We start from the raw sequence: 15,064 nt of genomic DNA on the forward strand, positions 1-15,064 counted from the left end.
ACTCACCCGTCCGCCGCTAGAAATCGGTAGCAAGCTACCTATTCCCGCTCGACTTGCATGTGTTAAGCCTGCCGCCAGCGTTCAATCTGAGCCATGATCAAACTCTTCAGTTTAAAATCAATAGTACCTTAAAGGGTACCAATCTTGGCTCATCAATTACTGACAAAAATTTGCTCAAATAAACTTCGAGTAATTTCTACCATCAATCAATGAAAATAATTTCGATCGATCAATCAGTAAAAATCCACACAAGTTGTTCTTCATAATCTCTTAATGATCTTCTTGTTGGTTCGTCACCAGCAAGCTAGGTCGGCTATATTACTCTTTATTTCTAAAGAGTCAACCGGTAATTCAAATTATTTTTAAACTTATCAAATAAAACCCAACTCAATCAACTCAACCAAGTCATTGTTTTATTAGAAGTTTTAATCTTCATCACCGCCGATGGATGTGCATTCTACAGCATTTCTGATCCAACGCAACACTTTTTTTAAAATAATTATTTTGAGCGCACATTTTTCACTCAAAATTACATTTTTTCATTCATATTTTGATCAAATTTGGTTTAATAGTAATAAATCAGGATTATTTGAACGTTTTTACTTATTATACGGCAAACATTTTGCCGCGCTAAAAGCGTCAGGACTATATATGCGCCAAACTTCTTTTTTATATGCAGGATTATTGTCACTTGTCGTAACAACACCTGTATTTGCAAATGACGAGTCTTCAGCACCTGTTGCTCAAGACTCTGAAGCTGCCAATAAATCAAAAACACAACAACTTGCGCATGCTGCGATGGTCAAGTCATCTGAAGTTGCAAAAAAATTATCTGTAAATGCCAATGCAGCACAATCAGAAGAAGATAAAGACCCTTTTCAGCCGATCAACCGAAAAGTTTACGCATTTAATGATTATTTAGATGTCCATATTGCTCGCCCTGCTGCTGTGCAATATGTAGCGAAAACTCCTAAGGATATTCGTGAATCTTATCGTTTATTCCGTAAAAATTTGGGCGAACCGTGGAATGCGTTTAACCAACTCATCCAAGGACGACCGACACGTGCCGCAAAAAGTCTAGGTCGCTTTACTGTTAATACACTGACAACTTTAGGCTTTGCTGACCCTGCGAGTCGCCTAGGCCTAGAAACCGAAGATGAAAATTTTGGTGCAACTTTAGGATATTACGGTATTCCTTCTGGTCCTTATATTGTTTTACCGGTGCTTGGTCCAAGCACATTGCGCCAAACCGTCGGTCTAGCTGTAGATAGTCAAGGACGTCCACAGAAATATATGCTTGATGGTCATGATGTGGCGTATTGGTCTGAGCAAACTTTACGTGGAATCGATACTCGCGCTCAATTACTGGATATTGAAGGTGTATTGCAAGGCGATAAATATGCTCAAATTCGCGACATCTATTTACAACGCCTAAACTATTCTATTGCCGAGAAAAAAGGTATCGCTGAAGAAAACCTATTTATTGATGAAGAAGATGACAATATTGATGAATCTGAAGATAATTCAACAGACGTTTCATCTGATGATTCTACCGATTTCATTGATGATAGCATTTCAGATGATACCGACACGGTATTAACTGAATAAATAAAATTTTTCAATTGGCTGGTGTGGTTTTTCCCTCCAGCCATCATTAGCTTGCTATAGTACACTTATTATCTATCGAAGGATTCATCTAATTCTTTATGTATTTCATTCAACCTACTCGTGATATTCCATATTTAGATCAGGTACTTGATGCGCTTCCTAGCGTACAAATGATTAACATTGAAGATCTAGACTTGTATGATCCAACGATCATTGCAATTGCTGATGTTGCCGACTTTTTAAATCACCAATGGACACTTCCTACTATTGTGCTCGCTTTTGAGCATGAAGGTGCTGCATTGGCTCAAGCTTGGCAACAAGGCGCTTTAGCCGGATGGGTTTGGGATCATATCCCAACTAACCTTCAGGTGGCACTTACTAAAATTGATGCACAATACAAACGCAATCAAGATAGCCGTGATCTCCCTTCTGCTGCAGATTTGCAAAAACGTTTACTGCCCAATCCGATTGAACTCCACAACTATAAAGTTGAAACATTCTTCCAGCCTTCAGCCTATTTATCCGGTGATTGGTACGATTACTGGAAAATCAGCGATAAAGAAATCATGTTTTATCTTGCAGATGTATCTGGTCATGGGGTAACGAGTAGTTTACTAACCTCATGGATGGCTGCTTTCCACGGTCGTTCAAAAACCCCAAGAGAGTTGATCAAAAAACTCAATGGCATGTTGGTTCAAGAAAATATTGAAAAGCACATTACCATGATTGCGGGAATACTTAATCTCGATACGCATGTCTTGAAATGGTCTAGTGCAGGCCATTATCCGCCGGCCATTTTATTTGAACCTGGTCTTCCCGCACGAATTTTAAATACCAGTAGCTTTCCACTTGGCTTAACTGAAGACCTAGAAGTTGAAGAGTTTGAATTTACCTTAAATCGTTATTCACGCTTTGTAATTTGCTCGGATGGCGCACTTGAACCTTTTGACGGTGGATTGAATGAACAGCTAGGTCAATTGGTCTATCACTTGCAAAATCAATCATTTCAAGCACCAGACCATGTTGCTGATGATATTGCCATCCTAAGTTTACGTCGAATCAATTAATCACGAAATCAACTACTTAAACCGAATACGACTTTCTGATCATACTCGGCTACTTGAGTAAGCTGTGCCCCTATGGGATAATTTACTATCCTTCTCTGCAAATGGCATTTATATGTCAACAGGTCATGTTGAATATGCAAGCTTGAACGGAACGCATATTTTTAAGCTTATTGGCGAAGTGCGTGCCCAATCTTGTATTAGTCTAGACAAGTTATTAAACAAAATTGAACAGCAACAAAATGTCGTCGGTGCAATCGTTGATTTAACCCAAACGACATTTATCGATAGTACTGTTCTTGGCATTTTGGCGAAACTGGGTTTGAAGCTCAAACAAGTTCACCATATCCAAGCGGTAATGTTGTCTACAAACTCTGATATCACAACGCTTGCCAATAGCATGGGTTTAGGTCAAGTGTTTGTTATTTTGAATTATTGTGGTGATCCAAGTGTATGCACTCGCGCACTTATGGAAGAACACATTACCCATAGCAATATGCTGAATACGGTTTTAGATGCACACAAAACGCTGATGAAACTGAATGATAGCAACCAAAATATGTTTGAGCCTTTGGTCAAACAACTGCAAAAAGAGCAGGATAATCTAGTGCAACCCAAGCAGCAAAATGTCTAATTTAGGTTAATCACAGCAGAGACCCTCTTCGCATGACTTTACTTTCCGTTGCACAAATGAATTCTCAAAATGACATTGAAGATAACTTCAAAGTGATCGAGTCATTGATGCAACAATGTCAGGCTCAAGGTGCGAGTCTCATTGTATTTCCTGAAAATTTTGTCTGCTTTGCCGCAGGTAAACAACGCGAAACCGCGGCGCAATTTGAAAGTATTCAGCAGCGACTAGAACAACTCGCACATCGTTATCAACTTTGGATTGTTGCGGGCACACTCCCATGCCCTTATCGTCCAGATGGTTCAATCATTCAAGATGGCCGTGTCCGTACTGTTAGCCTGTGTATCAGCCCTGAACGTACCGAAGCACGTTATGACAAAATTCATTTATTTGATGTGCAAGTTGGTGACGCTGTCGGTGGCTATCAAGAATCAAAATTCTTTGAACCTGGTACTGAAACCGTAGTTGCAACAACACCTTTTGGCAATATTGGCCTGATGGTGTGCTACGACTTGCGCTTTCCTGAACTGGCTTTGAAACTTCGTAGCCAAGGTGCAAACATTTTAACGGCGCCTGCAGCTTTTACTTATACCACGGGTGAAATGCACTGGCAGTTGTTACTGCAAGCTCGTGCCATGGATAGTCAATGTGCTGTATTAGGTGCCGCACAACAAGGCTGGCATGGTGAAAAGCGTCAAACTTGGGGTCATGCTGGAGCAAGCAACAGCCGTGGTCAAATTTTAGCAATCACCGCAGAAGAAGGCGCTCAACTACTCACAGTTCCTTTTGACTTAGACGAGCAGCAACAGATTCGCGCATCAATGCCACTGATGCAGCACCGTGTTTTGGTTCAATATTGATTTTCACTCTGTATAAAATTACAAAAAAACTGAATATTATTTAAACAAAATCCCCCACGATATGATTTTGAACCATCATCTGAGGGATTAGAAAAATGACTTTAGAAAAAGCAGTTTATACAGCCCATGCAAAAGCCACTGGTGGTCGTGATGGTCGTGCAACGACGTCCGATGGTCATTTAGATGTTCAATTGGCGGTGCCGAAAATTATGGGGGGTACAGGTAATGGTACGAATCCTGAACAACTCTTCGCCGCTGGTTATTCAGCCTGTTTTTTAGGTGCAATGAAATTTGTGTCTAACCGAGATAAAATTTCGATTGCCCCTGCTGCCTATGTTGAAGGTGATGTTGGTATCGGCCCTATTCCAACAGGATTTGGTATTGAAGTGACGCTTAATATTCATCTTGAGGGTATGGATGCAAGCGAGGCACAGAAATTGGTCGATGCTGCACATATTGTTTGCCCCTATTCAAATGCGACCCGAAACAATATTAATGTCACTTTAAATGTTTTGACTTAAATCCATTTGTACCTATCTATACAAAGCACTGTTTTAATTCCTTATAAAATAGTGCTTTGAACTTTTTTGACTTCTACAAATCTACAGCTGAGCTCAAAATAAAGCCTTATCCATTTCCAATGCATTTAAATATTCTTATTCAGCTACCAAAACCTTGCTAAAATATATAACGATTATTATTTACATTCATTTGTTGATCTATGATGCTTAAACCTCTCCTTATCAGTACATTGCTAATCAGCGCACCCACACTAAGTTTTGCCGAATTAACCCTATCTGAAAAAGTCCGTCCTCAGATTAAATCCTTGGTTAATCCAGATATTCAACGTCTTGCGCTACCGCCAACACCGAACAACATGTCTTTACCTGCCTATGGTCAAGGCATCATTGGTTGGGGTACAGGCCCAGAAGGTGCTGCAGCGCGCTTAGCCAACATCACCAAAGCCGACGTTGAAAAGCTTAAAACTCAAGATGTCACTTTAGAGATGGTTCAAACTTGGCAAAAGTTTTATGAAAATGAAACGCAGCGCAATGCAGGTAACCCAACCGCGCCCATTCGTGCTGAATTGATGAAGAAAGTTGTCAGTTTGTGGTAAGTGAAAGACCGTACAGCCCATATTTTTGGGCTGTTTTTGTTCAAATTAAAATAAAAAATTATGAGACATTCGATAGAAAGAATAATGAATAAAATTTAAAAAATGTTTAATATTCAAACTATAATTAACTATACATCCATAAAAAATTAAAATCATTTTCAGGACTTTACAATGAAAACATACTTTTCGATGCTTTTTCTAAGCTTGGCCTTAGCCGCATGTAGCCAAACACCTGCGCCTGATTTTTCAGGGGAATGGAAACAAACACCTGACATGGAGAGCCTACGCAAACTTTCCATTAGCAAACAAGGCGATGACTACCAAATTAAAGACGAATTTTGGCTCGATAAAAATAATACTGAGCGCACTTCTAGTACTACATCAGGTATGGCCGAAGTGAGCCATGATGTTTTGAAATATAAAGAGAGCAATAGCATTGAAATGAAACTCAGTGATGCAACTCACCTCACTCTGACAGACAAAGCATATGATGCTGTAATTCATTTTGAAAAGATTAATTAAAGCAAAGCCCCGAATCATTACACAGGCTTCGGGGCTTTATTTATATTTCACACCGACTATTCAGCCGCTTCATTCGTCACTCTGAGCACTTCTTCAATGGTGGTTTTACCTGCCAAAACTTTACGCAAACCATCATCACGAATTGAACCCGCATTTGCACGTACATGATTTTCTAACTCAAACTCAGCAGCATTACCATGAATGAGGCGACGTGTTTGCTCATCAATCGGGACGATTTCATAAATTGCGGTACGCCCTGTAAATCCAGTATGCGAGCATTGTTCACATCCTTTAGGTTGTGGCAATTTTAATTCGGCCGATGCATCGAGATGCTTAAATAAGTCTTTTTCAAAATCATCGGCATCATGCCAAGTCGCACAGTGACGGCACAAGGTTCGAACCAAACGCTGCGCCACCACACCGATCAATGAGCTTGAAAGTAGAAAGGGTTCAATCCCCATGTCTTTAAGACGGGTCACCGCACCGATTGCTGTATTGGTATGCAGCGTTGAAAGTACCAAGTGGCCTGTTAATGACGCTTGTACTGCAATTTCAGCAGTTTCTAAATCACGAATCTCACCGACCATCACCACATCTGGGTCTTGTCGAAGCATGGCTTTTAATGCACGAGCAAAGGTCATATCCACTTTGGTATTGACCTGCGTCTGCCCGATCCCTTCAAGTTGATACTCAATCGGATCTTCTGCAGTCAATATATTTTTTGAACCATCATTTAGATCAGACAATGCCGCATATAAGGTTGTGGTTTTACCCGAACCCGTTGGTCCCGTAACTAAAATAATGCCATGCGGACGATGCACCAGTTGTTTCAGTCGATCATAGTCATGTTGCATCAAGCCCAAATGGGTCATATTTAAACGCCCAGCTTGTTTATCGAGTAAACGCATCACCACACGCTCACCATAGGAAGACGGTAAGGTTGATACACGAACATCAACTTCTCGGCCTGCCAAACGCAGTGAAATACGACCATCTTGTGGAATTCGCTTTTCTGCAATATCGAGTTTAGCCATGACTTTGATCCGTGACACCAACAATGGCGCAAGCTCGCGACGTGGCTGGACAATTTCACGTAATTGACCATCGACACGTAAGCGGACAGACAGCTTTTTTTCAAAAGATTCGATATGAATATCTGAAGCACCGACACGGATCGCTTCCGACAATAAGGCATTGATTAAGCGTACAATCGGCGCATCATCCTCCTGATCCATCAAATCTTCAGCTTCTGGTACAGAGTCCGCAAGGCTAAGTAAATCAGGATGATCTTCCAGACCCGCTGCCACTTGTTGAGACTCACCGGTGTCTCCGGCAAAGCTTGCACTGAGTAATTGATTAAATTCTTGCTCGCCACATAATTGATATTGTGCAGGATGCCCTAAATAGCGACGTGCTTCTTGTAAAGCCAGCAGTGGCGTGCTGTCACGACGTACAATAAAAGCTTGATCACCCTCATATCGAAGCAATACGCCATGACGTTTGGCAAAACTATATGGTATTTGTAATTGTTTAAGTACTTGCATCACGCATTATAATGATGAAAAAAGTTGTTTTGAGTGTACTCTAAGCATCTGACAGCGTGAAGTCTGTTTTTAGGATTTATCAGGACAAGGGATATACGCATTGCCATTAGAAAATGATTTGACTGAAAAGGAATCCCCAAAACGTAAATGGTGGGGGGAATATCAATTTGAACTGAATCACCCGCGCAGTTGGCAGTTTGGGTCTTTATTGTTCCGTGTAACGCGCGGCATGCAAGAGTGGCGTATGGAATACCATCGCCCGACCTTTCAGTTTGACTATGAGCAGCAATGGCATCCGATTCAAGACCCTGAATTTGGTTTTCCACAGCCCATTAAAATGGAACGTTATATGTTCCGCCAGACACATGACAAAATTCAAATTATGCCACGTTTGGCCGATCGGTCTGTGGTGATTAAACCAGTCGATCCGATTTATATTCCAGCTGGACAGCGCGGAACGCTATATATCAGCACACCGCTTTGGATTGCTGGTTTTGTCGAAGGTCTTAGAGAACCTTTGTTTGATATACCTGTGATTCTACCAAAAGATACCTGGTTTGGTCCGAACCATCGAATGGGTGAAATTTGCTATGCCACAGCAGTTGATGGTCGTACAGAACTTAAACAACTCAAACCTCGTGCTTTTCGTGCTGTAACCCCTATTGAGTTTCATAACGTGAGTAATCAACAGATTCGCTTTGACCGTATGAATGTCCCTGTACCGGCTTTGCCATTATTTTATAGTGAAAGTACAGGACGTTTATGGACTTCACAAATTCGGGTCGTGCATGAGGGTCATGACAAACCGCCGCGGGTCAAAATTGAAAACCGTACACCGCCACAAGCAGGTGACGTGATTTATCTGCATCCGCCACGCGAGTCAGCCAATGTGCTGTTCAATATGTTTGATTCATTTTTCTAACGGTGAGCCATGGCAGATTTAAATATTTCGACAGAAATTACCAGCAGCCTAAAAGGAATGGTCGCCAATCTCAATACTGATCGGCTGACGGAATTATTGGTGGCTGTATTATTGGCAGTCATCGGCTTTCTGATTGCTCGTTTTATCTCGAATACCTTTATTCGTACTGTAGGTATGCGTTTCAATGCCCATCAGCAGTTGGTTTGGCGTCGCGGGATTTTCTATTTCATCTTTTTAATCTTTGTGATGGCCAGTTTAAAAGAAGCCGGCTTTAAACTCAGCGTGTTCTTGGGTGCAGCGGGTATTTTAACGGTCGCACTGGGTTTTGCCTCGCAAACGTCCGCATCCAACCTGATCAGCGGGATGTTCTTGATCGGTGAAGGTTCTTTTGAAGTCGGTGATACCATTCAATTAACACTGATTCGTGGGCATACCATTGAAGGTGAAGTGATCTCGATTGATTTACTGTCGGTCAAATTACTCACGCAGGACAATGTCTATGTCCGTTTGCCGAATGAACAACTGATTCGGGCACCTGTACATAACTTGTCTAAGTTTCCAATACGGCGCATTCCAATTACCCTTGCGATTAACTTTCATGAAGACATCATCAAAGTCCGCGAAGTTTTATTAGATGCCGTCAGTAAATATCCATTGGTCTTGGCCGATCCTAAACCTGCCGTGACCGTCACTGCCTTTCGAGAATCTTCCATTGAGCTGCTTTTTGCCATTTGGTGTCAAAGAGAGAATTTCCTAAAAGTCCGCGATGAGATGCAAGAACGGATTCGTAATGCCTTTGTAGAAAATAAAATTGAAATCCCTGTACCGAAAATGGGTTTTGTTGACCACCCGCTTTCTACACAAGTAAACGATGCTGACGTCGATCAATATGCCAATGCACAAGAGATTCAACGAGAGCCTCAACTCAAATAATGGTTTATAGACTTGATATAAAAAGCCCTGCATATCATCAAATGTGCGGGGCTTTTTTATCATCTACTATTATAGTCATCGACCTGTACAGCTTAGTGATTTCGTACCTTTAAGAACTTCATCATGGCTCAATCTTGTCATTCGGCATGGGGGCAATATAAGCAATCAAAAGCATGGCAAAACCTGCGGCCATAAACGAAATCACTCGCATGAGGGTGCCGACATGAGATAAATCCAGTAAGACCAATTTCAACGTCACCAAGACCAAAATACTGCCGCCGAGTAGCCAAACTGAACGTAATTGGCGCTGACTGGCAAAGCGCATACTCACTAAAGCCAATAACACCCACAGCACGGTAAAACTTAGTTGAACGGTCGCATCACTCCAAATATCTAAACTGTTATAAGGCGTATCCAGATACATATGTAAGGCACGGAGCACAACATAACTACTTAACCAAAGTAGCCCTAGGACACTCAACACGGCAGCCAAGCTACGATCTAAACCAGCTTTTAACTGTTGATTCAACATCCATAAAAAAGCCGCTAACAACAGCAAACTCACTGCATCAAAAGGATTCAGTATCGGCAAGATATATCCCACAAAGGCCTGCTGACTAAATAATTGCGAACTGATGATCCAACTTAAAGCCAAAAACAAGCTGCTACGCGCTTGCCAAAACATTTTCCAGGCCGGTTGCTGCGCTTGCCAATAACACCATGCACAAAATATCAGCGGCAAAATTACCACACTGATATACGGCATACTGGGTATCAGTGTCAGACTGGTCCACGCCAAGCTGCTTAGAATCCCAAAACTGACCCATTCTTTTTCTTCACGCACACCGAGTAATGGTCGTAGCCAAAGCAGCGTCAAGCTCAGCCCAGCGAATGCAAAATACATCTGCTCCATCGTTGAATGCCAAAGTAACTGACCGTTCTCACTCACTGAAATAACTTGGTACAGCCCCATCACACAAACAGGTACTAGACCCGTCGACTTAATGATGGACCAACTCCACGAAGCTTTTCGTTTTAACAAGCCTTCATTCACCAACAGATAGGCCACACTGACGATCAATAGACTCAAGGCCAATTGATGACTACTCTGCAGCCAATCTAAGAGCAACATGATGAACATAGTAGTTGCTGAGAGCATTTGCACACATTGAAAGGCAATACTCGAACTTGAAAGCTGTTTATGAAATGCAGGAACAGCGTGCGTCACGATAATGGCCGCCAAATAGCTCAAACACACGCCCCAATACATCTGTGCAGGGAAATGTGGCAGTTGAACCAAATAATACAGACTTGAACAACCCGCCATCACCAAGAGCGCCATGCCTAAATAACGGCTGATATTGGACTGCTTGTATAGGGCATATATAAATATCAACGCACCTTCAACTGCCCAACCAACTACACTCCACTGCTCTTTCAATACTATCGGTGGAATCAATGCCAAGAAAATTAAGGTCAAACTCAAATAACTTTGTGCAATCAGTGGAATCACAGCACTGCGTTTACTGATGCTATACAGTACGGCAAAAAGCGCTGCGAATAGCAAGCTATACCCCGCCTGCCATACCGTTTCCTCAAAATACATCAAATACAATGCCAGATAAGCAAGCACTGGTGCGGCAAAAATCAGTGCAATATCCAAGGCAGGTTTAAGCTGAAAATGCTCAAGATCTTGTTTCGCCAATAACTGACTAAAACGAAAACCGAGCCAAATAAAAATTGCAGCGTGAGCTAAAACCAACACGCTCATCATCTGACGTTCGGTGGTGTATCCGTGGTAAAAAGCATATCCACCACCCATAATCACCGTCATCAAAAATGCGATTTGATTCAGATATTTCCACGGTCTTAAAGTACTCATGACCGCAACAGCAATATTAATCACAAGATAATAGGCAATAAATTCCGTTGCAGTTGCATCACGAACAGGCAAGGTAAATGGAGCAAGATAGGCAATCAGCATCGCCATGATTGCCAGCTCTACCGACTGCTGTTTCAAACTGAGCCAAATCGTCAATGCCATAAGCGCTGCATACAGTACACAGGCTATGCTAAAGCCCGAAATCACGGCATTGTAATAGGCAAAAAATAAAGTCAAAAACAGCGCTGCAAGACCTAAACCTTCTAGCGCCAAGGCAAAACTGCGGTTTTTGGTTTGTAGCCAAAAACCCAGTCCGACAACACCAGCACTGATCAAGCTCACAATCAACAGCTTCATGGCTAAGCTCAGTTGCCAATGCTCTGTGGCAAATCTAAGTAAGAGCACCACGCCAATCACCAAGACCAACACCGCCACTTTTAACACAGGATTACCTTGGAAAAGCCATTGCTGAATTTGACTAGATAGATTTGGCGCAGACTTGGATGGTGTATTAGTAGACGATGAATTGACTACTGCCTGATGTCTAGCTGTACCAATTGCCGTCGCGGGATGTACAAATGGTGTATTGTCAGAATCAAAAATTTCAGGACGGTCTATTGTAGGCGCTGATATTGAAGTAGCTGCATGACTCGATTGCGACTGAAGCGCACGTCCTTGCAATAGATGCAGCTGACGTTCTAATCGTTTCAGCCAACGCAGAAAAAAATAGACCCACAGGCTTATCCCAATCGCAACTAAATATCCCAATTCTGTTAACAGTCCAACGACCGTTAATAACGATGCAATATATAACGGAACCTTTGATGTCACTTGAAATGGTTGTTTGGATGAGCTCAGTGCATCAGCGCCGTGCTGCAAATCATCGACATAATTCATCACACTGAGCATAAAACCGATGCCGCTGATATAACTCAGGATACGGACATCTAAGTACCATGCCCCGATCCCCACCATAATCAGCGACATCAACCAAATCATCTTGATTTCATTATTCTGTTTCAGCATACCTGCTTCGTCATTTTCCTGAATGTTTTGATGATACATGAGCCTGACCGATGGATTAAAACTATTCATCAGTGATTCGGTAAGTTACATATACAATCTAGACTCAGCGTACGGGCAAAAAATCACGTACAATAAAACCGTTTTCAGGATTAGGAAATTATCCATGCCACCATTTGTCTTGGTCGATGGCTCATACTTTTTATTTCGTGCCTACCATGCACTGCCACCATTAACCACTTCAACCGGTTTGCATACCAATGCAATCCGAGGTGCCATTTCTGCCATCCAAAAATTAATGCGTCGCATCCAACCGACGCATATGGCCGTTATTTTCGATACACCTGAACCAACCTTCCGTCATGAATTGTCCCCGATTTATAAGGGTGACCGTCCAAGTATGCCTGAAGAATTATCACAACAAATTCCATATCTTCATGCATTAATTCGTGCTCTAGGGATTCCACTACATATGTTGCCAGGTGCTGAAGCCGATGACATTATCGGAACTTTAGCCAAACGCGCTGAAGCAGCCGGTCATCAAGTTTTGATCTCCACCGGTGATAAAGACATGGCGCAGCTCGTTACTGAGCGTGTCACTTTAGAAGACAGCTTCAAAGACAAACCGATGGACGTTCAAGGCGTTTTTGAAAAATTTGGGGTGTGGCCGAATCAAATCATTGACTACCTAACATTGATGGGCGATGCCTCTGACGGCATCCGTGGTGTACCCGGTGTTGGCGCAAAAACAGCAGCGAAACTTTTAACCGAGTACGGCTCGATTGGCGGCATTTTAGAAAATGTCGACAGCATTAAAGGTAAAGTCGGTCAAAACATTAAAGAAAATGTTGAAGGAATTGCTCTTGACCACCAACTGGCGAGCATCGTTTGTGACCTCGACATGGGCCTTAAATACGAAGATTTGAAACTTGCCGACCCAAATATTCCAGCACTGCGTGATTTATATACGGAACTAGAATTCCGTAACCAACTGCAGTCTTTAGATCATCCGAACAACCCCAATGGCGCAACCTACAAACAAGCAGCCAAAGCCATCAACACCACGGCGACTGTAGCCAATGCACCTGAAGTTGAAGATCAAGCGGACAAAACCAGTGTTGATGATTTACTCGGTGAAGCACGTTATCACACAGTATTGACCCAAGAAGATTGGGATGTGTTATTCAAGCGTCTAAGTACTGAAAAGCGTTTTGCCTTTGATACCGAAACCACTAGCCTTGACTACCGCGTGGCGCAGATTGTAGGTTTCTCGGTGGCTTTAGATGCACATGATGCCTATTACGTGCCGCTTGCGCATGATTATGAAGGTGCGCCGCAACAACTTGATCGCGACACAATTCTGAATCAACTCAAACCTTTACTTGAAGATAATGACGTACAAAAAATTGGTCATCATCTCAAATATGATGCACATGTCTTAGAAAATCATGGTATTCATTTGGCAGGTTGGTATTTCGATACCATGTTAGCCTCTTATGTCCTCAACTCTGTGGCAACTCGTCATGGAATGGATGACGTCGCGCGTTTGTATTTAAGTCATCTCACAACGACGTTCGAACAAGTGGCTGGCAAAGGTGCAAAACAAAAGACCTTTAACCAAATTGAGCTTGAAACTGCAGCCCATTATGCCGCAGAAGATGCCCATGTGACCTATCGTCTGTATGAAGTACTCGATAAAAAGTTACAAGCCCATCCGGAACTGATCAATATTTTGCACAATATTGAAATGCCGGTTGCCCGTGTTCTAACCTCTATGGAAGAAAACGGCATTGAGCTAGATATGAACTTCCTCGACCAACTCGGTGTGGAATTTGCCAATACCATTCAAAATTTAGAAACAGAAATTACCGATCTTGCGGGTCAAAGCTTCAATGTCAGCTCACCAAAACAAGTTGGTGAGATTCTGTTTGATAAATTAGGTTTAAAAGGCGGTAAGAAGACCTCTACAGGTCAGTACAGTACCAGTGAAAGTGTCTTAGAAAAAATCGACCATCCGATTACCGACTTAATTTTGGAATATCGTGGTCTCTCTAAACTGAAAAGCACTTATACCGATGGTCTGTTAAAACAAGTGAATAATGACACACATCGTGTGCATACCAGTTACCACCAAGCTTTAACGGCTACAGGTCGTCTGTCATCTACCGATCCAAACTTACAGAACATTCCTGTCCGTGAAGATATTGGACGTCAAATCCGTAAAGCCTTTATTGCACCTGAAGGTCGCATTTTACTGGCAGCCGATTACTCGCAAATCGAATTACGTTTAATGGCGCATTTCTCGCAAGATCATGCATTGGTCGATGCTTTTAATCATGGACAAGACGTACATAAACGTACTGCGGCAGAAGTTTTGGGCATTCCACTCGATGAAGTGACCAGCAACCAACGTCGTCAAGCCAAAGCGGTGAACTTCGGCCTGCTCTATGGTATGTCTGAATTTGGTTTGACCCGTCAGTTGGGTTTCACTCGAGAAGAGTCGCGTAACTATATTGGTAAATACTTCCAACGCTACCCTGGTGTTTTGGAATATATGGAACGTACTCGCCAAGTTGCACGTGAACAAGGTTTTGTGGAAACCATTTTAGGTCGTCGTCTGTATACACCAGACATTATGGCGAGCAACAAAATGGTGAAACAAGGCGCTGAACGTGCAGCGATCAATGCACCACTACAAGGTTCTGCAGCGGATATTATTAAATTGGCCATGATCGCCGTCGATAAAATCTTACCGAAAGATCAAGCCAAAATGTTACTGCAAGTACACGATGAATTGGTGTTTGAAGTTGATGCTGCAATTGCCGATGAACTGTCTGCCCAACTGACTGAAGTGATGCAATCTGTGTTGAAAATTTCCGTTCCACTGATTGTGGAAGTCGGTCAAGGCAATAACTGGGACGAAGCACACTAATTCATTCACGTTCATTCACACCTTTC

12 protein-coding genes and 1 rRNA gene are annotated in these 15,064 nt (G+C 42.3%); 10 read left to right on the forward strand and 3 right to left on the reverse strand.

Translation table 11 applies throughout. From position 1 onward, the window contains the following. Positions 1–113, reverse strand: a 16S ribosomal RNA gene (locus FTU83_RS00005); the annotation flags it as partial. A 538-nt stretch (positions 114–651) separates the two neighbouring features. On the opposite strand from FTU83_RS00005, the gene FTU83_RS00010 reads away from it, so the two are divergent. The 7 genes from FTU83_RS00010 to FTU83_RS00040 all read left to right on the forward strand — a co-directional run bounded on the left by FTU83_RS00010 (position 652) and on the right by FTU83_RS00040 (position 5,802). Next, positions 652–1,608, forward strand: a complete 957-nt coding sequence (locus FTU83_RS00010; RefSeq protein WP_180105432.1) for a VacJ family lipoprotein — start codon at positions 652–654, stop codon at positions 1,606–1,608. A 98-nt stretch (positions 1,609–1,706) separates the two neighbouring features. Further along, positions 1,707–2,675: an RsbU family protein phosphatase GigA gene (gigA, locus tag FTU83_RS00015; RefSeq protein ID WP_078189557.1), complete on the forward strand. Its 969-nt coding sequence runs from the start codon at positions 1,707–1,709 to the stop codon at positions 2,673–2,675. A 112-nt stretch (positions 2,676–2,787) separates the two neighbouring features. Next, complete coding sequence (gene gigB, locus FTU83_RS00020; protein WP_180009658.1) at positions 2,788–3,306, forward strand: anti-anti-sigma factor GigB; 519 nt, start codon at positions 2,788–2,790, stop codon at positions 3,304–3,306. 32 nt (positions 3,307–3,338) lie between these two features. Then, positions 3,339–4,163: a carbon-nitrogen hydrolase family protein gene (locus FTU83_RS00025; RefSeq protein WP_180105433.1), complete on the forward strand. Its 825-nt coding sequence runs from the start codon at positions 3,339–3,341 to the stop codon at positions 4,161–4,163. Between the two features lie 95 nt (positions 4,164–4,258). Beyond that, the gene (locus tag FTU83_RS00030) at positions 4,259–4,684 is read left to right on the forward strand and encodes an organic hydroperoxide resistance protein (protein WP_078189560.1); all 426 of its coding nucleotides are present in this window, start codon (positions 4,259–4,261) and stop codon (positions 4,682–4,684) included. Positions 4,685–4,887: 203 nt separating this feature from the next. Continuing rightward, positions 4,888–5,280 carry a DUF4951 domain-containing protein gene (locus tag FTU83_RS00035; RefSeq protein ID WP_180105486.1) on the forward strand — a complete coding sequence of 131 codons (393 nt, stop codon included), beginning with the start codon at positions 4,888–4,890 and terminating at the stop codon, positions 5,278–5,280. Positions 5,281–5,451: 171 nt separating this feature from the next. After that, entirely contained in the window at positions 5,452–5,802 is a 351-nt protein-coding gene (locus FTU83_RS00040) for a hypothetical protein (RefSeq protein ID WP_180105434.1), read from the forward strand. Positions 5,803–5,858: 56 nt separating this feature from the next. Here the strand turns inward: FTU83_RS00040 and gspE are convergent, their stop codons facing one another. Beyond that, on the reverse strand, positions 5,859–7,346 hold the full coding sequence (gene gspE / locus FTU83_RS00045) for a type II secretion system ATPase GspE (protein WP_180105435.1): 1,488 nt from the start codon (positions 7,344–7,346) through the stop codon (positions 5,859–5,861). A 100-nt stretch (positions 7,347–7,446) separates the two neighbouring features. Here gspE and FTU83_RS00050 point away from each other — a divergent pair, with 100 nt between their 5' ends. Together FTU83_RS00050 and FTU83_RS00055 are read left to right on the forward strand one after the other, a co-directional pair. Further along, complete coding sequence (locus FTU83_RS00050) at positions 7,447–8,268, forward strand: hypothetical protein (protein WP_078192622.1); 822 nt, start codon at positions 7,447–7,449, stop codon at positions 8,266–8,268. Positions 8,269–8,277: 9 nt separating this feature from the next. After that, a complete protein-coding gene (locus FTU83_RS00055) occupies positions 8,278–9,201 on the forward strand; it encodes a mechanosensitive ion channel family protein (protein ID WP_168379815.1) in 924 nt (307 codons plus the stop codon). Positions 9,202–9,322: 121 nt separating this feature from the next. On the opposite strand, the gene FTU83_RS00060 is transcribed toward FTU83_RS00055, so the two are convergent. Next, positions 9,323–12,109 carry a DUF2339 domain-containing protein gene (locus tag FTU83_RS00060; RefSeq protein ID WP_180105487.1) on the reverse strand — a complete coding sequence of 929 codons (2,787 nt, stop codon included), beginning with the start codon at positions 12,107–12,109 and terminating at the stop codon, positions 9,323–9,325. A gap of 163 nt (positions 12,110–12,272) precedes the next feature. On the opposite strand from FTU83_RS00060, the gene polA reads away from it, so the two are divergent. Further along, a complete protein-coding gene (gene polA / locus FTU83_RS00065; protein WP_180105436.1) occupies positions 12,273–15,038 on the forward strand; it encodes a DNA polymerase I in 2,766 nt (921 codons plus the stop codon). Positions 15,039–15,064 lie beyond the last annotated feature (26 nt).

The organism is Acinetobacter sp. YH12152 (genome assembly GCF_013418285.1).
Taxonomy (GTDB): domain Bacteria; phylum Pseudomonadota; class Gammaproteobacteria; order Pseudomonadales; family Moraxellaceae; genus Acinetobacter; species Acinetobacter amyesii.